This window comes from Streptomyces sp. NPDC058653 (assembly GCF_042716895.1).
In the GTDB taxonomy this organism is placed as follows: Bacteria; Actinomycetota; Actinomycetes; order Streptomycetales; family Streptomycetaceae; genus Streptomyces.
Genome location: NZ_JBHXRM010000001.1, coordinates 1 through 23,752, shown reverse-complemented (window position 1 = coordinate 23,752; position 23,752 = coordinate 1). Strand labels below are relative to the sequence as shown.

The 23,752-nt window shown below is 70.6% G+C and carries 19 protein-coding genes and 2 pseudogenes; 10 read left to right on the top strand and 11 right to left on the bottom strand.

Going from position 1 to position 23,752, the window contains the following annotated elements; translation table 11 throughout:
• Positions 1-6: 6 nt before the first annotated feature.
• Positions 7-2,043, top strand: a complete 2,037-nt coding sequence (locus ACFWU9_RS00105) for a peptidase M6 (RefSeq protein WP_384313263.1) — start codon at positions 7-9, stop codon at positions 2,041-2,043.
• Positions 2,044-2,137: 94 nt separating this feature from the next.
• Here the strand turns inward: ACFWU9_RS00105 and ACFWU9_RS00100 are convergent, their stop codons facing one another.
• Both ACFWU9_RS00100 and ACFWU9_RS00095 read right to left on the bottom strand, forming a co-directional pair.
• The gene (locus tag ACFWU9_RS00100) at positions 2,138-3,055 is read right to left on the bottom strand and encodes a hypothetical protein (protein WP_384313261.1); all 918 of its coding nucleotides are present in this window, start codon (positions 3,053-3,055) and stop codon (positions 2,138-2,140) included.
• Positions 3,056-3,207: 152 nt separating this feature from the next.
• On the bottom strand, positions 3,208-3,942 hold the full coding sequence (locus ACFWU9_RS00095) for a MerR family transcriptional regulator (RefSeq protein WP_384313259.1): 735 nt from the start codon (positions 3,940-3,942) through the stop codon (positions 3,208-3,210).
• 45 nt (positions 3,943-3,987) lie between these two features.
• On the opposite strand from ACFWU9_RS00095, the pseudogene ACFWU9_RS00090 reads away from it, so the two are divergent.
• Positions 3,988-5,237 (top strand): annotated as a pseudogene (locus tag ACFWU9_RS00090) (erythromycin esterase family protein).
• On the opposite strand, the gene ACFWU9_RS00085 reads toward ACFWU9_RS00090, so the two are convergent.
• The 3 genes from ACFWU9_RS00085 to ACFWU9_RS00075 form a co-directional block, all read right to left on the bottom strand.
• Complete coding sequence (locus ACFWU9_RS00085) at positions 5,227-6,261, bottom strand: MBL fold metallo-hydrolase (RefSeq protein WP_384313258.1); 1,035 nt, start codon at positions 6,259-6,261, stop codon at positions 5,227-5,229. The pseudogene ACFWU9_RS00090 and the gene ACFWU9_RS00085 sit on opposite strands and share 11 nt — an antisense overlap.
• Before the next feature lie 91 nt (positions 6,262-6,352).
• Positions 6,353-6,991: an RraA family protein gene (locus ACFWU9_RS00080; RefSeq protein WP_384313256.1), complete on the bottom strand. Its 639-nt coding sequence runs from the start codon at positions 6,989-6,991 to the stop codon at positions 6,353-6,355.
• 97 nt (positions 6,992-7,088) lie between these two features.
• Positions 7,089-8,792 carry an NAD-dependent malic enzyme gene (locus ACFWU9_RS00075; protein WP_384313254.1) on the bottom strand — a complete coding sequence of 568 codons (1,704 nt, stop codon included), beginning with the start codon at positions 8,790-8,792 and terminating at the stop codon, positions 7,089-7,091.
• Positions 8,793-9,111: 319 nt separating this feature from the next.
• Here ACFWU9_RS00075 and ACFWU9_RS00070 point away from each other — a divergent pair, with 319 nt between their 5' ends.
• Together ACFWU9_RS00070 and ACFWU9_RS00065 are read left to right on the top strand one after the other, a co-directional pair.
• Positions 9,112-9,855 (top strand): flavodoxin family protein, encoded by a 744-nt coding sequence (locus tag ACFWU9_RS00070; RefSeq protein ID WP_384313252.1) that lies wholly within the window; start codon positions 9,112-9,114, stop codon positions 9,853-9,855.
• A gap of 127 nt (positions 9,856-9,982) precedes the next feature.
• Entirely contained in the window at positions 9,983-10,936 is a 954-nt protein-coding gene (locus ACFWU9_RS00065; RefSeq protein ID WP_384313250.1) for a TDT family transporter, read from the top strand.
• A 131-nt stretch (positions 10,937-11,067) separates the two neighbouring features.
• Here ACFWU9_RS00065 and rfbB read toward each other — a convergent pair whose 3' ends face one another.
• The 3 genes and pseudogenes from rfbB to ACFWU9_RS00050 form a co-directional block, all read right to left on the bottom strand.
• A complete protein-coding gene (gene rfbB, locus ACFWU9_RS00060) occupies positions 11,068-12,102 on the bottom strand; it encodes a dTDP-glucose 4,6-dehydratase (RefSeq protein WP_384313248.1) in 1,035 nt (344 codons plus the stop codon).
• Positions 12,099-12,860, bottom strand: coding sequence for a sugar phosphate nucleotidyltransferase (locus tag ACFWU9_RS00055; RefSeq protein ID WP_384313246.1), 762 nt, complete (start codon positions 12,858-12,860; stop codon positions 12,099-12,101). Before ACFWU9_RS00055 ends, rfbB begins: the two co-directional genes overlap by 4 nt.
• A 19-nt stretch (positions 12,861-12,879) precedes the next feature.
• Positions 12,880-13,087: pseudogene (locus ACFWU9_RS00050) on the bottom strand (FAD-dependent monooxygenase); the annotation flags it as partial.
• Positions 13,088-13,115: 28 nt separating this feature from the next.
• Here ACFWU9_RS00050 and ACFWU9_RS00045 point away from each other — a divergent pair.
• On the top strand, positions 13,116-13,394 hold the full coding sequence (locus ACFWU9_RS00045) for an AfsA-related hotdog domain-containing protein (protein WP_384313244.1): 279 nt from the start codon (positions 13,116-13,118) through the stop codon (positions 13,392-13,394).
• Between the two features lie 36 nt (positions 13,395-13,430).
• On the opposite strand, the gene ACFWU9_RS00040 is transcribed toward ACFWU9_RS00045, so the two are convergent.
• Genes ACFWU9_RS00040 through ACFWU9_RS00030 form a run of 3 tightly spaced genes read right to left on the bottom strand, consistent with a single transcriptional unit; the run spans position 13,431 to position 17,016 of the window.
• Positions 13,431-14,204: a copper homeostasis protein CutC gene (locus tag ACFWU9_RS00040; RefSeq protein ID WP_384313242.1), complete on the bottom strand. Its 774-nt coding sequence runs from the start codon at positions 14,202-14,204 to the stop codon at positions 13,431-13,433.
• Positions 14,201-15,724: a M81 family metallopeptidase gene (locus ACFWU9_RS00035; protein WP_384313241.1), complete on the bottom strand. Its 1,524-nt coding sequence runs from the start codon at positions 15,722-15,724 to the stop codon at positions 14,201-14,203. Before ACFWU9_RS00035 ends, ACFWU9_RS00040 begins: the two co-directional genes overlap by 4 nt.
• Before the next feature lie 59 nt (positions 15,725-15,783).
• The gene (locus tag ACFWU9_RS00030) at positions 15,784-17,016 is read right to left on the bottom strand and encodes an ROK family protein (RefSeq protein WP_384313239.1); all 1,233 of its coding nucleotides are present in this window, start codon (positions 17,014-17,016) and stop codon (positions 15,784-15,786) included.
• A gap of 307 nt (positions 17,017-17,323) precedes the next feature.
• Between ACFWU9_RS00030 and ACFWU9_RS00025 the strand changes: the two genes are divergently transcribed.
• The 5 genes from ACFWU9_RS00025 to ACFWU9_RS00005 are packed head-to-tail and all read left to right on the top strand — an operon-like array spanning position 17,324 to position 23,684.
• Positions 17,324-19,141, top strand: a complete 1,818-nt coding sequence (locus tag ACFWU9_RS00025; protein ID WP_384313237.1) for a peptide ABC transporter substrate-binding protein — start codon at positions 17,324-17,326, stop codon at positions 19,139-19,141.
• 49 nt (positions 19,142-19,190) lie between these two features.
• Positions 19,191-20,150 (top strand): ABC transporter permease, encoded by a 960-nt coding sequence (locus tag ACFWU9_RS00020; protein WP_384313235.1) that lies wholly within the window; start codon positions 19,191-19,193, stop codon positions 20,148-20,150.
• Positions 20,147-21,046: an ABC transporter permease gene (locus ACFWU9_RS00015; protein ID WP_093591732.1), complete on the top strand. Its 900-nt coding sequence runs from the start codon at positions 20,147-20,149 to the stop codon at positions 21,044-21,046. The genes ACFWU9_RS00020 and ACFWU9_RS00015 overlap by 4 nt, the downstream gene beginning before the upstream one ends.
• Complete coding sequence (locus ACFWU9_RS00010; RefSeq protein ID WP_384313233.1) at positions 21,043-22,752, top strand: dipeptide ABC transporter ATP-binding protein; 1,710 nt, start codon at positions 21,043-21,045, stop codon at positions 22,750-22,752. The genes ACFWU9_RS00015 and ACFWU9_RS00010 overlap by 4 nt, the downstream gene beginning before the upstream one ends.
• Positions 22,749-23,684 carry an ROK family protein gene (locus tag ACFWU9_RS00005; protein ID WP_384313231.1) on the top strand — a complete coding sequence of 312 codons (936 nt, stop codon included), beginning with the start codon at positions 22,749-22,751 and terminating at the stop codon, positions 23,682-23,684. Before ACFWU9_RS00010 ends, ACFWU9_RS00005 begins: the two co-directional genes overlap by 4 nt.
• Positions 23,685-23,752: the final 68 nt, after the last annotated feature.

Here is a 23,752-nt window from a genome sequence, read left to right as displayed (position 1 = left end):
GTTCCCATGCGCTCAGCCCGACAACGTAAACGGCTGGTGGTGGCGGTCGCGCTGACCGCCGCGCTGCTCGCCGCCGGCGCCGGAGCGGGGGCGGGGGCGGGAGCCGTGACGACGGCGCCCGGCTCCGCCACGGCCGGCAAGGAGGGGCGCGGCGATCCGTTCGCGCCCCTCGACCCGCAGAACTGGCAGGACCAGCAGGACATGACCTGGAGCGACTACCGGGCCGTGCCCGGTACGGACTGGGCCGATCCTGAGCGCCGGCCGACCGAGAAGAAGCTGAGGATCGCGGTGCTGGCCGTCGACTTCCCCGACCAGCCCTTCGTGATGACGCTGCCCAAGGGCAGCGACGTGTTCAAGAACCCCCAGATCGATCCGGTGCCGCGCGCCCGGATCGCCCAGTTCTACGCGGACTTCTGGAACAAGCCGAGCGAGCTCAACCACGGGCACACCGTCAACGAGTACTGGATGGAACAGACCGACGGCCGGATAGGCGTCGAGTTCGTCCCCTTCTCGCCCTACCGCGCCCCGCGCGCGTCGTACGAGTACGGCGTCAACGACATCGGCCAGGAGGGCGAGGGCTGTCCCGCCGGGCACAGCTGCGACGGCTCGATCGAGGACGACATCGACCCGATGTGGCTCGACGACGTCGGCGAGGAGGAGGCCGAGTCGTACGACCGGGTCTTCCGTCTCTACGCCGGCTACGACGAGACGTCCGTCTGGCAGGAGTTCGGCGAGATGATGTTCCAGAACAAGGAGGACATCCCCGACGAGTGGGGCCCGCCCGACCCGTCGCTGCCGAACTGGGTCCGGGGCCGCTACACCGAGTGGACCTCGTGGAAGGCGGGTTCGCAGCTCTGGGGCAACTCGGGTATCCGGCAGGGGGAGAGCTCGGGGACGATCACCCACGAGATCACCCACACGTTCGACATCGGCGACAACGCCAACAACCCGTATGTACAGCCGTACCACCGCTCGGGCACCGGCCCCTTCGACGGTATGGACCGCGGCTCGTTCAACGGCCCCGGCGGCCCGCACAACCGCTGGCAGGTGCCCGCGACACAGGGCGCCTCGATGCCCGCCGGGCACACGCTGCGTACGAGGACGAAGCTCGGCTTCATCGACGACGAGCAGGTCCTCGCCCTCGACCCCGAGGCGCTGAGGACGGCGGGCCCGGCGGTGTTCGAGGTCCGCGCCCGTACCGCGGCCGTGCAGAAGAACGCCCTCCAGGGGGTCCGTATCGATCTGGGCAAGGACCGCACACCGGCGTGCGACGTCGCGAAGGACCCGATGTGCGCGGGGCCGGGCTTCACCGACTACACCATCGAGACGGTGCAGCGCATCGGCACCGACTCGTTCACCCCGGACAACGGGGTGATGCTGACCAGGAACAAGCCCTTCGACAACGAGAACAACAGCTGCGGATATCTCTGCTTCAGCTGGATGGTCGACGCCAATCCGCAGGACATCGGCATGGCCGACTACACGAAGCCGGACGGCACACCCGTGATGCGGTCCGTCGGGGACTACCGGCAGCTCAACGACGGGCTGTTCCACGCCGGGACGGACTCGGGGAGCGAGTACGAGTACGTCGACCACGCCAACCGGCTGCACTTCTACGTCATCGACAAGCGGGTGAACCGGAAGGGCGAGCTGTCCTACGTCATCGCCGTCAGGTCGCTCGACGGGTCGGGGCCGCAGAAGCGGGGCGTGGCCCTGAAGCACGGCAGCCCCGACGGGAAGCCGGACGGCAAGGGGACCACGTGCCGGTTCGACCTCACCAACACCGGGCGTGGCGCGAGCGGTTCGACGGCGAGCCATCAGAAGTCGGACGTCTACCGGCTGTCGGCGCGGGTCGACGGGAAGAAGTGGCGGGTGGGGCTGCCCAACCGGCTGGCCACGGCGGAGGCCGGCCGTTCCACCGAGGTCGAGGTCGCGGTGGCGGCGGGCCACGGCGCCGCCCGCACGGGGAAGGTGACGCTGACGGCGCGGTCGGAGAGCGATCCGTCGCGGACGGCGACGGCGACGTGCGGTGTGCGTCGCTGAACCGCTGATTCGCTGAGTCACTGAGGTGACGGACGGGACGGGACGGGCCTGGTGGGCTCGTCCCGTCCTTCCTGTCAGGTGCTCTGACGGGCTGTCAGTTGCCGCAGTACGGCATGGTCCGTACGTATCCCCCACGGTTCTCGTCGTCGGTGCCGAGGAATGCCTCGCCCGATCCCGGCAGGCACTCCACGCCCTCGATCTTGAACTCGGGGAACGTGCCCAGCACCGCCGGGGTCTGGGCGAGCGCGATCCGTACCCGCCCTGCCGTAGACACGGTCACGCGGCCCGCGTCGCTCACCGCGGAGTCGAACGGTCCGTCGTCACCTTCGTCCGACGCCGAACTCAGCAGGATCCGGCCGGAGTCGGTCACCGAGATGTCGGAGATGTGGCGTGTCCTCTCGTCCGTCGGGTACGCCGCCCGATAGGCCCTTCGCGTCACGCCGGCGAACTGCGGCTGCCCCCAGGTGGCGAAGGTGAAGGACGCCGCGTACAGCGTGGCGGGACGGTCCGCCCCCGCTCCGCGGTCCGCCCAGAGAGCGGCCGTCCTCCCGTTCTGGGACACGAGCTCGAAGCTCTCGAAGTCGTCGCCCTCGCCGATCGCCGGCAGGGGCGCGTACTCGACGACGGTCGCCGTGGAGTCGGTGACCTTCAGGCGGTACACGATGCCGCGGGCGGCGAGCGCCAGATACTCCCCCGGCATCCCGGGAACGGCCTCGACGGCCTCCAGGTCGACGGGTTCGGCGCCGTCCCAGGTGAGGGGAGTGACGTCGGTGGAGGCATCCCGGTGGGTGATCCGGGAGAGTCGCGCCTGCCCGGAGCGCTTGTTGTCGTGGACGACGAGTACGCGTACCCCGGCGCCGTCCTCGGTACGGCCTTCGTACGCGACACCGCTGACACCGCTCCGGGCGTCGCCGCCCACCTTCCGCCACTCCTCGGCCGCGTCGGCCGGGGCGGTGCCGAGCATCGTCAGCAGCGCGGCCACCGCGCCGAGCCGGGCCGTGCGCCGCAACATCGGGAGTCTCACTGGGTCGCTCGCCTTCACTCGCCTGGGAGGCGCGTGGTCACGCGCCGGGCGTCAGGCTATTGATCTTGATGAGCGGAGCCCAACGGCGTGTGCGCCGTTCGGGGGAGCGTGAAAAGCCTCCGCGAGTGCACGCCGGTGCATCAGCCGTCGTCCGTGTACCGGCTCCGCTCGTGCAGATACTCACCCATCTCGGCGGATGCCTTCAGCATGGCGAGGGCGCGTGTGTGCAGACGGTGGCGACGCTCGGCGATCGCCGACGCGGCGGAGGCGGGGGAGGTGACGTCGCCCAGTTCGGCGAGGAGCGGCGCGATCTGGGCCAGTACGTATCCGCCGCGGCGCAGTTGGTGGACGATATGGGCGTCGCGGACGTCGGCGGGTGAGTACGTCCGGTACCCGGTGGCGGTGTCCCGTCGCGGGTGGAGCAGGCCGGCCCGTTCCCACCGCCGCAGAGTCGCGGGCCGCAGGCCGAGCCGATGGGCGAGGGCGCCGATCGTGGTGGTGCCGCGAGGTGCGGGCCGCTCGTCCCGGGTCCGAGGCTCGGGCCGGGGCTGGGGCCGGGTCAGTTCCGTGAGCGCCTGCTCGATCGAGTCCAACGTCCGCCGGTCGGTGAGCAGTTCGGCATGGCCGCGGTCGATGACGATGAGCGCCTCTTCCGTACGGCCGGTGTTGACCAGCTCCATGATCGACCGGGCAGCGGCGTGGCCGTGGGCCGGGACGAGGGCGACGAAGGTCCGCAGGGCGGCGACGTGCACGCTCGTGTAGCGCCGGTAGCCGGAGGCGGTGCGCTCGGCGGCGGGGAGGATGCCGGCCGCTTCGTAGTTACGGATCGCCTGGCCGGACAGCCCGTGCGGCCGGGCCAGGTCCACGGGCCTCATGCGGTTCCCTCCCCGGTGTCGCCCCCGGATTGAGGGTACGGAGCGATGACTCCCCAGGAATCATGCCCAACCCTCAACCGAAACGTCAAAGATACCATCGAGGTGATGGCACATGACGAATCGATGTACGCGGCGGTCGGGCGGTTCCTCGACGACCGGGCCGTGCGGCGGCCCCGGCTGCTGGCACTCGGCGAGCCGTTCCATGGTGAGGAGACCTTTCTCCGTCTGCGCAACGACCTCCTGCGGGGGCTAGTCGGCCAAGGGGCTTGCCGGTGCGTGGCGTTGGAGTCGGACTGTCTCGCGGGGCGCCTGGTCGACGCCTACGTCCTCGGCGGCGGCGGTGACCTCGACCGGGTGATGGCCGACGGAATCAGCCATGGGTTCGGCGCGGCGCCGGGGAACCGCGCGATGGTGGAGTGGATGCGCGAGCACAACCGCGCGTGCGTTTCGCCGGGATCGACGCGCCGATGGAGCACAGCGGGGCGCAGAGCCCCCGGGAGTCCCTGCGCCTGCTGCACACCTTCCTCGGGGCCAACGACGAGCCGGTACTCCACCGATGGAGCCGGATCGAGGCTCTGATCGGCGACGAGGAGCGATGGACCGACCCCGAGGTGATCATGGATCCCTCGAAGGCGGTCGGCGATACGCCCGAGGCGGGTGAGCTACGGGTGATCACCGACGACCTCGGCTGGCTGCTCATGTCCCAGACACCCCGGATCGCCGCGACCTGCTCCCCGGAGGCGCTGCGTGAAGCGGAACTCGGCGCCCGTACCGCCGCCGGCCTGCTCGCGTACCACGCGGTCCTGGCCCGGACCGATCCGAACGAGCGGCTTGAGCGCGGTCTCGGAGTACGCGACGCGATGATGGCGGCCAACCTGCGGGCGCTCACGGTCCGCGAGGACGGCAACGGTCCCGTTCTGGTGTTCGCCCAGAACGAGCATCTGCGACGCGACCCGGCGCGGATGCGGATCGGCCCCATGGACGTGCCCTGGGTCCCGGCCGGCGCGCACCTCGCCCGCACGTACGGTTCCGAGTACGTGGTCATCGCCACGGCCGTCGGCTCGGCGCCCCACGCGGGCATCGCCGAGCCACCGCCGAACACCTTGGAAGGCCTGCTGCTGGCCTCGACAACGACCGAGAGCCGTCTCGTGCCCGTCGCGGAACTGAGGGAGCTGGCGGCGGGATTCCCCGGTCTGACGACGCGCACCACCGACAACCCCGGCTACTTCCCGCTCTCCCCCGGCACGTTCACGGACTTCGACGCGGTCCTCTTCCTGCCTTCGGTCAGAGAGTGACCGCGGTGCCCACCGTGTTGGGGATGAAGGCATCACCGAACTCCGTCGCCATCGCGTGCTCCGCGCGCCAGCCAGTGCAGTGGGCGGGAATGAGCACGGACGGCGTCATCTCGCCGAGATCCGCGAGCACTCGGGGGATCAGGGACTCGAACACCGGCCCGTTGAGATGGAATCCGCCGACGACCGCGTGCAAGGGCCGGTCGTCGGTGAGGCGCCGGGCGTACCGGCAGATGTTCACCACACCGGCGTGGCCGCACCCGGTCAGGACCATCAGCCCCTTGTCCCGGACGTCGACGATCAGCGCCTGGTCGTCCAGCACGAGGGGATCGGGCTCCCACTTCCCGCCGATCCGGGCCTGCTGCGGCGGGAAGCCGGGCTCGTAACCGGTGGTCCGCGGGACTTCCCCGGTGACCAGGACCGACCCCTCGAAGAGGAAGCTCGGCTGCTGCTCCTCGATCACCTCGAACCCGGCGCCTTCGAGAGCCTTGCGGCTGGTGGTGGGGAGGTTCATGGGTTCGGCACCCGGCAGGACCATCCGGCGGCTGCGCCAGAAGTGCGGGTGGATGAGCACCGGAAGATTGACGCTGCCACCAAGCGCGCGGACCAGGCCGTCGAGCCCGGTGGTGTGGTCGAAGTGCCCGTGGCTACAGATGATCGCCTCGATGGAGGCCGGATCGATCCGCAGACTCCGCATGTTGTCCACGACACCGTCGGGGCTGGTGCCGGCGTCGAAGAGAAAGCGGTGCTCATGCCCGTCCTTGACCACGGTGACAAGGGCGGAGAACCCGTGCTCGGCGATCAGTGAACCGGGTACGGACTCCTCCACCATGGTCGACGCGGGAACCCCGGTGACCGGTGGCAATCGGCGTGCGGGGCCTTGATCGGCCAGGATCCGGTCGGTGTAGTTGTCCATCAGCGTGGTGACGGTCACCGAGTCGACCGGCTCCAGGGGCATACGCGTGCGCGGCTCGAAGTCGTGCAGGACCCGAGGCGCGTGGTCACTTGCTGCACCACCTGTACACATGTTTCCACTTCCTCTTTATGTGAGGCTCTCTGCGGCAGCCGGCCTTTGACAGCGGAGCCCGCTCCCGTAAGAAAGGGGGTCAAGGGGTGTTTCACCGGGCCGCTCGTTCCTGGGCGGCGATCTCCTGGGCGAAGCCCGCGTCCTCGGCCTCGACCTTCAGGGCCTCGTCGATCACCCGCTCCAGGCTTCCGGCGGGGATCACGACCGCTCCGCTGGCGTCGGCGTACAGATAGTCCCCGGGGAACACGCTGACGCCGCCCACCTCCACCGCGACGTTCGCGGCGAACGGCATGGCCGTTTCCCCGCCCGCCAGGGTCGCCTCTCCCCGGCACCAGGTCGCGAACCCGTAGTCGGCCAGTTGGTCGAAGTCCCGTAGGCGGCCGTCCGCCAGAACTCCCGCCGCGCCGCTGTGTTCGAGGTGGGAGAGCTTGGTGCCGCCGCCGTGGGAGACGTCGGGGTAGCCCCCGCTCGACAGCACCAGCACCGTGCCCGCCCGGCGGCCGACCATCGCCTGGGAGTAGAGATCTCCGAACTCGGCGTGCGGCATGTCGTCGCGGTAGGGGAGATACGCGATCGTGGCGACCGGGCCGAACAGTCTCCGTGGCGCCGGGCTGACCAGGCTGAGGAGGTGCGCGCGGTGCTCGTGGACACGGCCCATGGCGTCGACCAGCGACGCGCACGCCACGCGGTCGAGCACGGTGTCCGTCAGAGGCCCCGGATGGTTGGTCATCGTGGCTTCCTTCCTGTCGTCCGGGTCGTCCCTCCCGTACGGTCCCGGCCGGCGGGCGTACCGCCGGGCCTGCTCCTGATCCCCCGCCGCCCGCCTCTCATACGGCCTTGATCGGCCGGTAGACGGGTTGCCACATCGCGGCGACGACGCGGTCGTGGATGGTCTCGTCGACCGTTCCGCCGGCGACACCGTCCTCGGCCGCGGCGCGGGCGACCTCGGCGGCGACCGCGGCGGACGTCCCGTGCAGCTGGTCGACACGGGGCAGGATCGGGTCGCCGTCGGCGAGGTCGTCGATCTGGTCCGCCACCGCGTGGGCCGCCGCCGCGAGCATGTGGTCGGTGACCCGGTGCGCGCCGGCGACGATGGCGCCGAGCCCCAGGCCCGGGAAGACCAGCGCGTTGTTGGCCTGGCCGATCTCGTACAGCGTGCCGTCGTGCTCGACGGGGTCGAACGGGCTGCCCGTGGCGATCAGGGCCCGGCCGTCCGTCCACGCCAGCAGGTCGGCGGGGGTCGCCTCGGCCAGCCGTGTGGGGTTGGACATGGGCAGGATGATCGGTCGCGGGGTGTGCGCGGCCATCGAGCGCACGATCTCCTCCGTGAAGGCGCCGCCCTGTCCCGAGGTGCCGATCAGAATGGTCGGGCGCACCCGGCGTACGGTCTCGGCGAGCGCGACACCGCCCACTTGTCCGTCGCGCTGCCGGCCGTCGGCCTCGTCGGCGGGCCGGGCGAAGCGGGTCTGGAAGTCGCGCAGGTCCTTCTGGCCCTCGATGAGCAGACCGTGACGGTCGACGGCCCAGATACGCGCGACGGCCTCCCGCTCCGACAGTCCCGCGGACATGAACGCGTCGCACAGCCGGTCGGCGACTCCGATGCCCGCGGTGCCGGCCCCGAGGATCACCACGCGGTGCTCGGTCAGCGGGACGCCGCCGGCCCTGACCCCCGAGAGGACGGCGGCGAGATTGACGGCGCCGGTCCCCTGGATGTCGTCGTTGAAGGTGAAGACCTCGTCGCGGTAGTGGTCCAGGATGCGACGCGCGTTGTCCGGGCCGAAGTCCTCCCAGTGCAGCAGGGCGTTGGGGAACAGCTTCGTGGCGGCGACCACGTAGGCGTCGATGAAGGCGTCGTACGTGGACCGGTCGACGCGCTTGTGCCGGTTGCCCAGATAGAACGGGTCGTCCAGCAACTCCTGGCGGTCGGTGCCCACATCGAGCATCACGGCCACCGTGCGGCGCGGATCGATTCCGGCGGCGGCCGTGTAGACGGCGAGCTTGCCCACCGCGATGTCGATACCGCCCACGCCCCAGTCGCCGATGCCGAGAATCGCCTCGCCGTCGGTGGCGACGATCAGGTCCACGTCGTCCGGGCCCAGGCCCACGGCGCGCAGCGAGCCCTCGACGGCCTCGGGTGTGTCCACCGACAGATAGACACCGCGGGGGCGCCGGTACTCGTTGCTGTAGCGCTCGATCGCCGTACCGACCGTGGGTGTGTAGACGATCGGGAGCATCTCCTCCAGGTGGTCGCCGATGAGCCTGTAGAACAGCACGCAGTTACGGTCGCGGAGCGCCGCGAGGTAGACATTCCTGGCCACGTCGTTCGGCTGGTCCGAGTACTGCTTGTACGCACGGGCCGCCTGCTGCTCCAGGGGCAGCACGCGCGGTGGCACGAGACCCACCAGGCCGAGCTCCTCGCGCTCCGGCAGCGTGAAGGCGGTGCCCCGGTTCAGCAGCGGATTGTTCAGCACGGCACGCCCGCGAGCGGTGGTCTCGACGGGGGCGTTCCGCGGATTGTGCTGCTTCTTCATGATCGGCTCCTGTCGGTGCAGGACGTCCCGGGGCCTCCCCCGCGCCGAGCCCCCTCTCCATCGTCCGCCAGGAGGGTGACTGCGGCCACTCGTGCGGCTGACGCGGCCGGGCTTGGGGCGCGGTGCCGGTCGGGACCGGGGGACCCGTGGGAGACGCTGCGCCGAGACCGGCCGGGCCCGCCCGCCGACCGCCCGGCCCGATCATCAGCCACCGACCGAAGGTCCGACCTCCAGACCGTCCGACCGCCAGACCGTCCGACCGCCAGACCGTCCGACCGCCAGACCGTCCGACCAGGAGTCCCGTCCGAGGAGCCCGTCCATGGGAGCGCCGCCATCCACCGCCGGCCAGACAGCTGACGCCTACCGCTTCGACGACCTGACCGCGCTGTACATCAACTGCACCCTCAAGCCGTCTCCGGAGCGGAGCAACACCCAGGGGCTGATCGACAGGAGCCGCGGGATCATGGAGGAGCGCGGCGTCGCCACGGAGGTGATCCGGGCGGTCGACCACGACATCGCGACCGGCATCTACCCGGACATGACGGAGCACGGTTTCGCCACCGACGCCTGGCCCGCCCTGTACGAGCGGGTGATGGCGGCGGACATCCTCGTACTCGCCGGACCGATCTGGCTCGGCGACAACAGCTCGGTGACCAAGCGGGTGATCGAACGCCTCTACGGATGTTCGAGCCTGCTCAACGACAAGGGCCAGTACTCCTACTACGGGCGCGCCGCCGGCTGCCTCATCACCGGTAACGAGGACGGTGTGAAGCACTGTGCGATGAACGTCCTCTACAGCCTGCAACACCTCGGTTACACCATTCCGCCCCAGGCGGACGCGGGCTGGGTCGGGGCGGCGGGGCCCGGCCCGTCGTATCTGGACCCCGGCTCGGGCGGCCCCGAGAACGACTTCACCAACCGCAACACCGCGTTCATGGCCTGGAACCTGCTGCATGTCGCGGCCATGCTCAAACGCTCCGGTGGCATGCCCGCGTACGGCAACCAGCGCACCGAGTGGGACGCCGGCTGCGAGGGCGACTACCCCAACCCCGACTACCGCTGAGCGGTGCCGGGCACCTCGCGACGCGTCCCCCAGGAGCCCGCCGACGCCGCCGTGTCAGTACGGCCTCCCGCCTCCCGAAGCGACGAACATCTCCGTAGACACTCAGCAGCCCCTAAGGAGGTCATCCATGGACAAATGGAAGATTCCGCTCAATATCTTCAGCATTCCCTTCGGTCTGGCCGGTCTCGCCGGCTGCTGGATCCTCGCGGCGGAGCAGAACCACGTCCCCTTCTGGCTCGGCAACACGCTCCTGATCATCGCCGCGATCGTCTGGCTGCTCGCGGTGGCGGCCTACCTGCGCTACGCCCTGTCCACCCCCGGGCGCCTCAAGGCCGACCTGCTCGACAACGTCGCCGGCCCCTTCGCCTCCCTCGCCGTGATCACGCCGATGCTCCTGGCGTCGCAAGGGCTGTTCCCCTACGCGCCGACGGCCGGAAAGGTCCTGGTGGACCTCTTCGTCTTCCTGACCGTCGCGCTGGGCGGCTGGTTCACCGGGCAGTGGATCTACGGGCCGCTCGACATCGACAAACTTCACCCCGGCTACTTCCTCCCCACCGTCGCCGGCGGACTCATCGCCGCCGAGGCGACGGCCACGGTGGGCCAGTTCCGGGTGGCCGAGGCGCTGTTCGGGCTCGGCATCCTCTGCTGGTTCGTACTCGGCTCGATGATCATGGGAAGGCTCTTCTTCCGGCCGCCGCTGCCCGCTGCCCTGCTGCCTACGGTGGCCATCGAGATGGCGCCCCCCACCGTCGGGAGCATCGCCTTCTTCGCCATCAACGGTGACCGGGTGGACTCGATCGCGGCCTTCCTGGCGGGCTACGCGGTCCTGATCGTCATCGCCCAGCTGAGACTGCTGCCCGCCTATCTGCGTCTCCCCTTCGGCCCCAGCATCTGGGCCTTCGTCTTCTCCCTCACCGCCGTCGTCACCACCGCGCTGCACTGGAACGGTCTGCAACGTCCCAGCGGTGACACCGCGTACACGTTCATCCTCCTGGCCGCGATCAGCGCGTTCGTCGCCTGGGTCGCCGCCCGCACGGTCCAGGAGCTGATGCGGCGCCAGTTCCTGCCGCAGGCGGGCTGACCGGACGGCACCATGCGCCCGGCTCGCCCCGCTCCGTACCACCCGGCCCGTGCCTCGCCGCCGAACCGTGGCCCGATCGATCGACCACGATCGATCGGGCCAGGCCTGGGTCCTCCCGGCGGCGCGGCGGCTCAGCGGTTGACGTAGCCACCGTCGACGGGAAGGACGGTACCGGTCACGTACGACGCCGTGTCGCCGCCGGGGTGCTTGACGGCCTTCCACCAGCCGGGGTTGTCGCGGTACCAGGCGACGGTGTCGGCCAGTCCCCGGTCGAACGGCACGCGCGGGGCGTACCCGAGCTCCTCGCGGATCTTGCTCTCGTCGAGCGCGTACCGCAGGTCGTGGCCCTTGCGGTCGGGGACCCGGCGGACCATGTCGGCGTCGGCGCCGCAGAGTCGCAGGAGCATGTCGGTGAGGGCGCGGTTCGTCTGTTCGTTGCCGCCGCCGACGTTGTAGATCTCCCCGGCGCCGCCCTGGGTGAGGACGAGCTGGATGGCCCGGCAGTGGTCGTCGACGTGGAGCCATTCGCGGATGTTGCGCCCGTCGCCGTACAAGGGGACCTGGAGGCCTTCCAGCAGGTTGGTCACGAACAGCGGGATGACTTTCTCGGGGTGCTGGTAGGGCCCGTAGTTGTTGGAGCAGCGGGTGATCGACAGGTCCAGGCCGTGGGTGCGCCAGTAGGAGCGGGCGACCAGGTCAGACGCCGCCTTGGACGCCGCGTACGGGGAGTTCGGCAGCAGCGGCCAGCTCTCCGTCCAGGAGCCCGTCTCGATCGAGCCGTACACCTCGTCGGTGGACACGTGCACCACCCGTTCGACGCCGGTCGCGAGGCATGCGTCCAGCAGTGTCTGGGTGCCGCCGACGTTGGTACGGATGAAGTCGGCCGCGGATTCGAGGGAGCGGTCGACGTGCGATTCGGCGGCGAAGTGGAGGACGGCGTCGTGGCCGGGCAGCAGTTCGCGCAGCAGCGCGAAGTCGCAGACGTCGCCCCGGACGAAGTCCATCCGGGGGTCCTCGGCCGGGAGGTTGGCGCGGTTGCCGGCGTAGGTGAGGTTGTCGAGGACGGTGACGTGGGTGCCTTCGTAGCCTGGGTAGCCGCCGTCGAGGAGGGTGCGGACGTAGTGCGAGCCGATGAATCCGGCGCCGCCTGTGACGAGGAATCTCATGCCGCCACCTCGATCCGGGTGTGGTCTCCGACGACGAGCCGGTGCGAGGTGCTCGTACGGTCACCGATGTCGACGGTCGCGGGGCCCTCGATCCGGGAGGCGCCGACCTTGGCGCCGGCTTCGACGCGGACCTGGGAGCCCACGTCGTTGGCCGCGTCGACGCTGCCGAGGATGCCCGGTTCCAGGTCACGGAGCAGATACCGGTTGCAGTCGAGGACGTCCTCGGCGCGGCCGGTGTCCTTCCAGTAGCCGCGGTACTCGCGGGCGTCCACCCGGTGGCCCTCGGTGAGCAGCCACTGGACGGAGTCGGTGAGCTCCAGCTCCCCCCGGGCGCTGGGTTCGATACTCGCGACGGCCCGGCGGACGGCCGGGGTGAAGAAGTAGACGCCGACCAGGGCGAGATCGCTCCGGGGCTCGTCGGGCTTCTCGACGAGACGCAGAACCGTGCCGTCGGTGTCCAGTTCGGCGACGCCGAAGGCACGGGGGTCGGCCACCTTGTGCACGACGACCTGGGCGGCCGGGCGCGCGGCGCGGAACTCCGCGGCGAGGTCGTGGACGCCGTCGGGGAGCGTGTTGTCCCCGAGATACATCACGAAGTCGTCGTCGCCGAGGAAGGTCCGGGCGATCGACACGCAGTGGGCCGGCCCCCGGGGTTCGTCCTGGGGGATGTAGCTCACCCGGACCCCGAGGTCCCGGATGCCTTCGACGACGTGTTCCAGGACCGGTTTGTTGGCGATCGGGATGAGCTGTTCGGGCATGGAGCAACTGAAGGGGCGCAGGCGGGCCATCCGAGGTTCACGGCGTCCTGGATGCTGGTGTTCATCCCCTGGCCGCCGGCGGGCAGATGGAAGTGGGCGGCGTCGCCGGCGAGGACGACTCGGCCCCTACGGTACTCCCTGACCTGGCGGGTGGCGTCGCCGAACGAGCTGACCCATACGGGCTCTCCATGGGATAGGTCCTCACCGGTGACCCGTTGCCAGCCCGCGCCACGGACGAACAGCTGGCAACTCCGCGTGGACACGCGCAACAAGACGTTCTACGACCACCCGGTCGACCATGTTCCCGGCCTGGTCCTGATCGAGGCGGCCACCCAGGCCGCCCACACCATCACGGGGCCCGGCCACCCGCTCCCCCGCACCATCAGCACCACGTACGACCGGTACGTCGAATTCGACTCCGCCTGCCGGCTGGACGCCACGGTCACCCCCGCGTCCCACGGAGGCTGGGGCATCATCACGGTGACGGGTTCACAGAACGACCTGCGGGCCTTCCGGGTGGTCCTCACCTACTGAGGCTCTGAGCGCAGCGGCCCGATCCGCGGCGAGTGCCTACCCCGGCGCGGGGCCCCGCCCTTCGCCCTCCATCGCCCGACGTGCCTCGGCCACCACTTCGGGATCGGTGACGAAGTGGGTGTCCTGCTCGGCGGACGCGCCCCCGGCGCCGAGCGGTATCCAGCGGCCTCCCCGCAGGGGCAGCGCCCTGGTCTTGGCGGAGAGGTGGACGGCGGAGGCTCCGGCGGAGAGCAGGGACGGGATGTCGGCGGGGCGGACCCCGCCGCCGGCCATCACCTGCAACCCGGGTGCGGCGGCGGCCATCGCGGCGATCGTCTCCCGCCCCTCGGCGGCGGTGGGGGCGCCGCCCGAGGTGAGGACCCGGGTGAGGCCGAGCGAGGGCAGCAGCGCGGCGGTGGCCACCGGGTCGGCGGACTGGTCGACGGCGCGGTGCAGTGTGATGTCCACCGGGCGCCCGGACGCGCGGGCCGCTTCGACGAGCCGGGCGACCGCCACGGTGTCCAGGTCGCCGTCGGCGGTCAGCGCGCCGATCACCACGCCACTGGCGCCGGAGGCGATGACGGACCGCACCTCGGCGGCCATCAGCCTGATCTCCTCCGCGGTATGGACGAAGTCGCCGGGCCGGCATCTGACCAGCACGTGCGCCGGCACCCCCTCCCGGGCGACCGCCTCCACCAGGGCCGCCGACGGGGTCAGGCCGCCCAGCTCCAGGGCGGCGCAGAGCTCGACCCGGTCGGCGCCGTTCTCGCGGGCGGCGCGGGCGCCGGCCGGTGAGGTGACGGCGATCTCCAGGGCTGGTCGTGCGCTCATTCGTCGTCCCCGCCGAGGGGCTGGTCGCAGGCGGGTATGAGGCGTGCCGACAGGTCCGGGTCGCCCATCTCGCGGTCGAAGGGGAACATCGGACGGCGGATGCGGTGGTGGCCGAGGCGTACCAGGTCCTGGTCCACACCGCCGGGGGTGAGCGCCATCTTCCAGCCGACCGACATGTCGAAGAGCTCGGGCTCCAGGTAGCCGATCTTCACGATCACGATGTCGGCGCCGCGCGGGTCGAGGTCCAGGTCGGTGAAGTCGTGCTCGTGGTGGTAGGGCTTGCGGAGCTTGGTGAGGATCGCGTACACGCCGCCGACCCGGACGACGACCTCGGTCTCGGCGTCGCGGTCGCCGTGCCGGACGGCGTGCACGACTCCGGTCAGGGTGACCGGGCCGGCGTGCCGGTCGTCCACCTCGGCGCCGGCGGTGACCGTGACGGTGGCGCCGACACCGGCGGCGACGGCGGTCTCGACGGCGGCCGGTCCCGGCACCGAGGCGTAGATGACGTTCGGGCCGTCGTCCTCGCGGAACTCCGGGCGGTCCAGCAGCCGGGTCAGGCCCCAGGTCACGTCGCCGGCACCGCCGGCGGTCGGGTTGTCGCCGGTGTCGCTGATGAAGTACGGGCGCAGGTCACCGGCCAGGGCCTCGTCCAGGATGCCGTCGAAGGTGCCGGTGGGGGCGACGAAGTCGAAGTCGTCGCGGGCCTTCCAGAAGCCCTGGGCCAGGCGTTCGGCACCGGCCGACACGGCGGCCCGGTCGGTGCCGGTGACCACCACGGCGGCGCGGTTGCGCGGTTCGTCGGCCCAGGCGTAGCCGACCCAGATCGCGGCGTCGATCACACCGTCGACGGCCTCGGTCTCGGCCACGGCCGCGTACACGCTCCTGGCGGGCTCGATCCGGGTGGAGGTCTGCTCGCCGGCCAGCAGCACCGGCACCGGTACCCAGGCCTTGAACGGGCGGGGCGCGCCGGAGGCCAGCAGGTCCACGAGGTTGCGGACGGCCCGCTCCTTTGTCTCCATGTGGTCCTCGTGCGGGGCCATCCGGTAGCAGGTGATCAGGTCGCTGCCGTGGACGAGTTCGCGGGAGACGTTGCCGTGGAGGTCCATCGAGGTGGAGACGATCACGTCGGGGCCGAGGATGGCGCGGATACGTTCCAGGAGCACCGCCTCGGCGTCGTCGACGCCCTCCACGGTCATGGCGCCGTGGATGTCGTACCAGAGGCCGTCCGGCCGGGGCAGCGCGGCGAGCCGCTCGATCAGCTCGTCGGTCAGCTCGGCCCAGGCGCCGGCGGTGACGGTGCCGCCCGGCAGCGACTTGCCGACCAGGGCGCCGTGCCAGTCTGCCGCCTCGCGCAGTTCCTCGCCGGGGGCCAGGAACGGGTAGCGGTCCAGCACGTCGGCGCCGCGCGAGGGGTGGAAGGCGGGGGCCCGGGTGCGGGCGGGAGAGAAGGTGGACGACTCGATGCCGAGACCGGCGATGGCGATGACCGGGCGGGCTGCGGCGGTGCGGGATTGCGGCATGGCTCCTCGAGACTCGGGGGGAGTTGGGCGTCAGGCATCAGGCGTGAGTGGTCAGGGCGTCAGGCGTGGCGGGGCGCGGGGGCGCGGAACCGTTCGGTGACCGGTTCGGTGCCGCCCGCACCGCGCAGGGCGTGGGCCATGGCGCGTTGCAGGGCGAACTGTCCGGCGCCGACCAGTCCCGCGTCGGCGCCCAGGCTGGCCCGCTCGATGGTGAGGTGTTCGGTCACCAGCGGGTGGCAGCTCTCGTAGAGCTGGCTGCGCACGGCGGCGACGAACGGCTCCAGGGTGGAGAGGATGCCGCCGAGGTAGACGGCGTCCGGGTTGAAGAAGTTGACGTTGGCCGCGAGCACTTGGCCGAGGTAGTCGCCGGCCCTGCGGACCGCGCGTGTGGCCTCCGGGTCGGCGTCGAGGGCCAGCCGCACCACGTCCTCCGGACGGCTGACGTCGACCCCGCGCTCACGCAGGATGCGGACCAGGGCGGCGCCGGACGCCACGGTCTCCAGGCAGCCGGTGTTGCCGCAGGAGCAGGGGATGTCGCCGCCGCCGCCGATCCGGATATGGGTGATGTCACCGGCCGCCCCGGTGGCGCCCCGGTAGAGATGTCCGTCGACCATGACGCCGGCGCCGATCGCGGAGCCGATCTTCACCATGATCGTCTTCCGGTACTCCGCGGGCCGTACGGTGTGCTCGCCGACCGCCATGCAGTTGGCGTCGTTGTCCACGGCGGCCGGGACACCGAAGCGTTCCTCCAGCCAGGCGGTGACGGGGAAGCGGTTCCAGCCCGGCATCCGGGACGGCATGACGGCGGAGCCCGACACGATGTCCACCGGTCCGGGCAGCGAGAGCCCGACCCCGCGCAGTTGGTCCCGTCCGCGCTGCTCGGCCAGCGCCTCCAGGGTCTCGGCGAGCCGCGGCAGGGCCGCCTCGGGACCGTCGGCGATCAGGAAGGGGACGGTCGAGACATCGGTCAGGCCGCCGCCGGGCAGCACGACGCCGATCCGGGCGTGCCGGCCGCCGAGGTCGGCGGCGACGGCGAACTCGTCGTTGCTTCCCAGTCTCAGCGCTTTACGGGGGCGCCCGCCGGTGGAGGACTGGGTGCCCTCCTCGGCGATGAGCCCGCGCTCCACCAGTTGGGCCACGCTGAGCGAGATGGTGGAGGCGGAGACGCCGAGAAGTCCGGCGAGTTCGGCGCGCGACGAGGCCTGGCCCGACGCGACGAGTTCCAGGACCCGCGCGGCGAGAGCTGAGGTGCCTTTCGCGGCCTTGCCGTCCCAAGCACTTATTCCAGTCATGTAAGAAGTAACTTCCGCAACGGTGTGTATGGCGACGACAGTATGCCCGCGCTTCATGGAGGGGAAGAGTCCGGTGAAGAAAGTGAACCGTCCACGAACTTCCTCAAATCAATCCAAATGCACCCACAAAAGAGCGCCGATCGAGACGGGAAGACTTTCTTCGAACTCGCAGTAACTTACTTGTTACTAATTCTTGCTTTGTTTCTCAGGTGTGTCCGGCGTTAGCTGTCGTGAACGCAGTGCCGGTCCTGCGGCACCCGCCCCGGTCTCTGGGACGCATGCGGGCCCTTTCACTCTGAGGAGAATCATGTTCCCTGGTCACACGGCGAACAGCCGCCGCTGGGCCCTCGTCGCGGGCGCCGCTGCCACCGCGGGCGCTCTGCTGACAGGCTGTTCCGGCGGCGGTACGTCATCGTCCGGCTCCGGCTCGTCGGACACCATCAACTACGCGCTGCCGGCGAACTTCACACCGAACTGGATACTTCCGGTCGGCACCGCGGCGCACCTGAACACCAACAACTCCTCGATATCCCAGTCCCTTTGGGAGCCGCTGATCGCCTATGACGGTTCCACCGGCACGGTCGGCTGGAACAAAAAGAACTCCCTGGCCACCGCCGCCGAATTCGCCGACGACGGCAAGAGTGTCACCGTCACGCTCGGCGACCGGCACTGGAGCGACGGCAAGCCGATCACCTCCCGGGACATGGAGTTCTGGTTCAACCTCGTCAAGGCGAACAAGGCCGAATGGGCCAGCTACAGCCCGGGCAAGGCGCCGGACAACTGGACCTCGCTGAAGGTCGCCGACCCCACGCACTTCACGATCACCTTCGACAAGGCGTACAACCAGCAGTGGATGCTCGCCAACCAGCTCAGCATGATCCGCGTGATGCCCCAGCACGTCTGGGACAAGACGAGCGACTCGGGCACCGTCTCGGACCTCGACCGCACCCCCGCGGGCGCCAAGAAGGTCTGGACGTATCTGAACGACTCCGCCAAGAAGATCTCCGGCTACGCGACCGACCCGCTCTGGAAGACGGTCAGCGGCCCGTACACCATCAAGTCGTTCTCCACGGCCGGCAAGGTCGTGCTGACCGCCAACCCCAAGTACGACGGCGGCGGCAAGGCCAGCATCAAGAACGTGAACCTGCTGCCGTTCACCACCACGGACGCCGAGGAGAACGCGCTGCGGGCCGGCACGGTCGACTACGGCTACATCAACGCCACGAACCTCAGTCAGAAGTCGTCGTTCGCGGCCAAGGGCTACTCGGTGAAGCCGTGGTCCGGCTGGGCCATCACGTACATGCCGTACAACTTCAACAACCCCACCATGGGCCCGGTCTTCAAGCAGCTCTACGCCCGCCAGGCGATCCAGATGTCGGTGGACCAGGCCACGCTCTCCAAGGTCGTCTTCAACGGCACCGCGGTCCCGACCTACGGCCCCATCCCGCAGGGCCAGAGCTCGTCCTTCGTCTCGCCGGAGCAGAAGAACAACCCGTACCCCTTCTCCACCACCAAGGCGAAGCAGCTTCTGAGCGACCACGGCTGGACCGAGCAGGGCGGCACCATGGTGTGCACCGTGCCGGGCACCGGTGACAACCAGTGCGGCGCCGGGGTGGACAAGGGCACGAAGTTCCAGATGCAGGTGCTCTCGCAGTCCGGCTCGACCGTGACCGACAACATGATGAGCGCGTTGCAGTCGTCGTTCGCCAAGAGCGGCATCGGCTTCACCATCAAGACCGCCCCGGTCAACTCGGTCCTCGCGCAGTCCGGCCAGTGCGAGCCCGACGACGCGGGCTGCAAGTGGCAGTTGTCGTTCTTCGGCACCGCCGGCAGCTGGTACTTCCCCGCCTACCCGAGCGGTGACGCGCTGTTCGCCACCGGCGGCGGCTCCAACTTCGGCAACTACTCCAACCCCGCGGTGGACAAGCTGATCACCGAGACCACCACCTCCTCCTCCGACGAGGCGGTGCAGGAGTACAGCGCGGCCCTGGCCAAGGACCTCCCGGTCATCTGGCTCCCGGAGCCGGACTACCAGGTCTCCGTGGTGAAGAACGGCCTGGGCGGCTTCGCCCAGGACTCGCTCGCCAACTTCCACCCGGCCATGTGGAAGTGGACCAACAAGTAGGCCCGGCCGTGACCCCGCGCACCACTGAGCCGAAGCGACCGGAAAGCACATGACCACTTCCACGTACCTGTTCCGACGGGCCCTCCAGGCCGTCGCGGTGATCGTCATCGTGACGATCGTGGTCTTCTGTCTGCTGCACGCCCTGCCCGGGGGTCCCGCTCGCGGGATCCTCGGCCCGCAGGCCACAGCGCAGCAGATCGCGTCCTTCAACCACGAGCAGGGCCTCGACAAGCCGCTGCCCGTGCAGTACCTCTACTACCTCGATCAACTGGTCCACGGCGACCTGGGGACCTCGTACACCCTCAACGAGCCGGTCTCCCAGCTCATCACCGAGCGGCTGCCCAAGACCCTGGTGCTCACCGCCCTGTCGGCGGTCGTCGGCCTTCTGCTGGCCGTCCCGCTGGGCATGTGGCAGGCCGTCCGGCGCAACAGGCCGGTCGACTACGTCATCACGACGCTGAGCTTCATCGCGTACTCCACGCCCGTGTACTTCCTCGGGCTGATCCTGGTGCTGGTGTTCAGCCAGGTGCTGCCGTGGTTCCCGTCCCAGGCCCCCCAGGGGGACACGCTCGCCCAGGTGTTCGCCGATCCGCAGGCGCTGGTGCTGCCGGTCGTCGCCGGCGCCGCCTCCATGATCGCGGTGTTCAGCCGCTACATGCGGGCGGCCACCCTGGAGAACCTGTCCGAGGACTACGTCAGGACGGCGCGGGCCGGCGGCTCCCGCTCCCGCGCCATCCTGTGGCGGCATGTGTTCCGCAACTCGCTGACGCCGGTGATCGCCATGCTCGGCTACTACGTGCCGGTGCTGTTCGGCGGCGCCCTGGTGGTCGAGCAGCTCTTCAACTACCCCGGCATGGGCCTGCTCTTCTGGACCGCCGCGCAGTCCTCCGACTACCCGGTCCTGCTGGGCTGTGTGCTGGTCATCGCGATCGCCACCGTGATCGGCACCCTGCTCGCCGACATCGTCCAGCGGCTCATCGACCCCCGAGTGAAGGCAGGCCGGGCATGAGCGCCCTCATCCAGCCGGACCAGATGCCCGGCAAGGCCACCGCCGCCACCGCGGCGTCCGGCTCCCGGCTCGCCGTCCGGCGCTTCCTGCGCAACCGGCTCGCCGTGGTCGGGCTCGGCGTCGTGGTCTTCTTCTTCCTGTTCTGCTTCGTCGGTCCGCTGGTGTACTCCACCGACCAGACCCACACGATGCTCGAACAGGTCAACCTCGCCCCCAGCGGATCGCACTGGCTCGGCACCGACGCCGTCGGCCACGACGAGCTGGGCCGGCTGATGTACGGCGGCAAGGTGTCGCTGATCGTCGGCCTCGCCGCGGGCATCCTGGCCACCGTGATCGGCACCCTGTGGGGCGCCGCCGCCGGCTACGCGGGCGGCTGGATCGACGCGGTCATGATGCGGATCGTGGACGCGGGCATCGCCATCCCGGCGCTCTTCATCCTGCTGGTGGTCTCCGCCATCACCACCCCCGGCCCGACCGGACTGATCGTCATCCTGGGCGTCGTCTCCTGGCTGATGCCGTCCCGGCTGATCAGGGCCGAGACACTCACCCTGAAGAACCGCGACTACGTCCTGACCCTGCGGGCCATCGGTGGAACGCACGCCCGGGCGATCACCCGGCACATCCTGCCGAACTCGGTCTCGACCATCATCGTCGCGGCCACCTTCCAGATCGCCGACGCCATCCTGCTGGTCGCGTACGTCTCCTACCTGGGCCTGGGCGTCCAGCCGCCGGCCACCGACTGGGGCGGCATGCTCTCGGCCGGTCTCACCGCCGCGTACTCCGGCTACTGGTGGCTCATCCTGCCGCCGGGCCTGGCCATCATCCTGGTGGTGTGGGCGTTCAACGCGATCGGGGACGGACTCCGCGACGCATTCGACGTGAGGGGACGCGGATGACCGCCGCCCAGGGCTCCGCCGCCCCGCAGGCCGGGCCGATTCTCGAACTCGACGACCTCGGTGTCGTCTTCACCACCGAGACCGGCGACGTGCCTGCCGTACGGGGGGTCTCCCTGCACGTACGGCCCGGCGAGACGCTCGCCCTGGTCGGCGAGTCGGGCTCCGGCAAGTCCACGATCGCGCTGGCCGCGATGGGCCTGCTGGACGGCAACGCCCGCGCCACCGGCAGTGCCACCATCGCCGGCCATCAGATGGTCGGTGCCCGTGAGGCCGACCTGGCCGCGCTCCGCGGCCGGACCGTCACCATGGTCTTCCAGGAGCCGGCCACCGCGCTGGACCCGCTGACCCGGATCGGCAGGCAGATCGCCGAGGTGATCCGCAACCACCGTGAGGTGTCCGCCAGGGACGCCGCCGCCGAGGCCGTCGGACTCCTCCGCAAGGTCGGTATCCCCGAGCCGGAGAAGCGGGCCGGCGCCTACCCCTTCCAGCTCTCCGGCGGACAGCGCCAGCGCGTGGTCATCGCCATGGCCATCGCGAACGACCCCACCCTGCTGATCGCCGACGAGCCGACCACCGCGCTGGACGTCACGGTGCAGGCCGAGATCCTCGACCTGCTGCGCCGCCTCGCCGTCGAGACCGGTACCGGCGTCCTGCTGGTCACCCACAACATGGGCGTGGTCGCGGACTTCGCCGACCGGGTCGCCGTGATGTACGACGGCGAGATCGTGGAGACCGGCCCGGTCGAGGACGTGCTGCTCCGCCCGTCCCACGACTACACCAAGCGGCTGCTGGCCGCGGTGCCCCGGCTGACGGTCGCCGAGGCCGGCCCGCCGGTACCGGCGGCGCCCGCCGAACGCCCGGACACCGAGCCGGTCGTCGAACTCCGTGACGTCTCGGTGGTGTTCGGCCGCGGCAAAGGCGCCGTACGGGCTCTGGACGAGGTGTCGCTCACCGTCCACGCCGGCGAGACCCTGGGCCTGGTGGGCGAGTCGGGCTCCGGCAAGTCCACCGCCTCCCGGGTCGCGCTCGGTCTGATCCGGCCGGACTCCGGCACCGCCTCGCTGTTCGGCACGGACCTGGCGCGCGCCCGGGCCCGGGCCCGGCGGGCGCTGCGGGCCGGTATCGGCGTGGTGCTCCAGGACCCGGTCGCCTCGCTGGACGCCCGTATGACGGTCGGCGAGTGCGTCGCCGAGCCGCTCAGGGTGCACGCCCGCGGGCTCTCCGCCAAGGACCGCCAGGCCAAGGTCGCCGCCGTCCTCGAACGGGTCCGGCTGTCGCCCGATCTGGCCCGGCGTGCCCCCCGGGAGCTGTCCGGCGGTCAGCGCCAACGGGTCAGCCTGGCCCGCGCCCTGGTCCTTGAGCCCCGGCTGCTGGTCGCCGACGAGCCCACCAGCGCGCTCGACGTGAGCGTGCAGGAGGCGGTGCTCGAAGTGATCTCCGAACTCCAGGACGAGCTGGGCTTCGCCTGTCTCTTCGTCTCCCACGACCTCGCCGTCGTCCAGCACTTCGCCCAGCGCGTCGTGGTGATGCGGGCCGGCCGGATCGAGGAACAGGGCGCGACCGGGGCGACCCTGCTGCACCCGGAGACCGACTACACCCGCCGGTTGCTGGCCGCCGTGCCGGTACCCGACCCGGTGATCCAACGCGGCCGCAGAGCCGAACGCCTGGCCACCCTCGCGGCCGGCCGGACGGAGGCGCAGGCGTGAGTTCCCACGACCGTACGCTCTTCGCCGGCGTGGACATCGGCGGCACCACCACCCAAGTGGTGCTCTGCGCCGAGGACTTGACCGTGCTGGACCGCGCCGAGGTGGCGACCCCGGCGACCGATGGCGGCCAGGCCATGATCGACGCGGCCATGGGCGCGCTGGTCCCGCTGCTGAAGCGCACCCCCGGCCGCCTCGCCGGCGCCGGGGTGGGCGCGGCCGGCGTGGTGGACTCCGCCACCGGTCGCATCCTGGTGGCCAGCGACTCCTTCACCGGCTGGGCCGACTTCGCGGTGACGGACGCCGTCGAGAAGGCCCTGGGCGTCCCGGCCTTCCTGGACAACGACGTCAACGCCTTCCTCTACGGGGAGGTGTCCGGCGGCGCCGTACGCGGTGAGTCGGACGTCCTCGGGATGACCCTGGGCACCGGGGTCGGCGGCGCGCTGTGGACCGGCGGCGCGCTGTTCACCGGACCGCACGGGGCGGCGGGCGAGATCGGGCACATCCCCGGCTTCGGCGATCTGCTCTGCTCGTGCGGCGGCCGGGGCCATCTGGAGACCCTGGCCTCCGGCCGTTCCATCGGGGCCCGTTACGCGGAGCGCACCGGCCGCCGGCTGACCGCCCGCGAGGTCGCCGAGGCCGCCCGTTACGGTGATCAGGACGCTCTGGCGGTGTACGGGGCCGCCGGAGCCGGGATCGCCCGGGCGATCGTCATCACGGCGGGCGTCGTGGACATCACCACGGTGGTGGTCGGCGGCGGGGTCAGCCGCGCCTGGCCCCTGCTGGAACCCCTGATCCTGGCATCACTGGCCGCCGACCCACCGGTGAGCGGCCACCCGGTCCGCCTGGTCAGGGCAGCCCTGGCCACGGACGCGGTCCCGGTGGGCGCCGCGGCCCGGGCCCGTCGGGAGCTGACGGCGAACGTGGGGGTCTGACGACTGCCGTAGAAGCAGTGGCCGTGATCGTGGCGGCTCGCCGCCGTCCGTGGCGTGGAGTGGACGGC

Bases quoted from the DNA above. Each gene is read 5' to 3' on its own strand.
- ACFWU9_RS00095 (WP_384313259.1), bottom strand. From the start codon at position 3,942: ATGAGGCCCGTGGACCTGGCCCGGCCGCACGGGCTGTCCGGCCAGGCG.
- ACFWU9_RS00055 (WP_384313246.1), bottom strand. From the start codon at position 12,860: ATGCCCGAACAGCTCATCCCGATCGCCAACAAACCGGTCCTGGAACAC.
- ACFWU9_RS00070 (WP_384313252.1), top strand. From the start codon at position 9,112: ATGGGAGCGCCGCCATCCACCGCCGGCCAGACAGCTGACGCCTACCGC.
- ACFWU9_RS00085 (WP_384313258.1), bottom strand. From the start codon at position 6,261: ATGTGTACAGGTGGTGCAGCAAGTGACCACGCGCCTCGGGTCCTGCAC.
- ACFWU9_RS00015 (WP_093591732.1), top strand. From the start codon at position 20,147: ATGAGCGCCCTCATCCAGCCGGACCAGATGCCCGGCAAGGCCACCGCC.
- rfbB (WP_384313248.1), bottom strand. From the start codon at position 12,102: ATGAGATTCCTCGTCACAGGCGGCGCCGGATTCATCGGCTCGCACTAC.
- ACFWU9_RS00010 (WP_384313233.1), top strand. From the start codon at position 21,043: ATGACCGCCGCCCAGGGCTCCGCCGCCCCGCAGGCCGGGCCGATTCTC.
- ACFWU9_RS00065 (WP_384313250.1), top strand. From the start codon at position 9,983: ATGGACAAATGGAAGATTCCGCTCAATATCTTCAGCATTCCCTTCGGT.
- ACFWU9_RS00075 (WP_384313254.1), bottom strand. From the start codon at position 8,792: ATGAAGAAGCAGCACAATCCGCGGAACGCCCCCGTCGAGACCACCGCT.
- ACFWU9_RS00080 (WP_384313256.1), bottom strand. From the start codon at position 6,991: ATGACCAACCATCCGGGGCCTCTGACGGACACCGTGCTCGACCGCGTG.
- ACFWU9_RS00035 (WP_384313241.1), bottom strand. From the start codon at position 15,724: ATGCCGCAATCCCGCACCGCCGCAGCCCGCCCGGTCATCGCCATCGCC.
- ACFWU9_RS00020 (WP_384313235.1), top strand. From the start codon at position 19,191: ATGACCACTTCCACGTACCTGTTCCGACGGGCCCTCCAGGCCGTCGCG.
- ACFWU9_RS00030 (WP_384313239.1), bottom strand. From the start codon at position 17,016: ATGACTGGAATAAGTGCTTGGGACGGCAAGGCCGCGAAAGGCACCTCA.
- ACFWU9_RS00040 (WP_384313242.1), bottom strand. From the start codon at position 14,204: ATGAGCGCACGACCAGCCCTGGAGATCGCCGTCACCTCACCGGCCGGC.
- ACFWU9_RS00100 (WP_384313261.1), bottom strand. From the start codon at position 3,055: ATGTTGCGGCGCACGGCCCGGCTCGGCGCGGTGGCCGCGCTGCTGACG.
- ACFWU9_RS00025 (WP_384313237.1), top strand. From the start codon at position 17,324: ATGTTCCCTGGTCACACGGCGAACAGCCGCCGCTGGGCCCTCGTCGCG.
- ACFWU9_RS00105 (WP_384313263.1), top strand. From the start codon at position 7: ATGCGCTCAGCCCGACAACGTAAACGGCTGGTGGTGGCGGTCGCGCTG.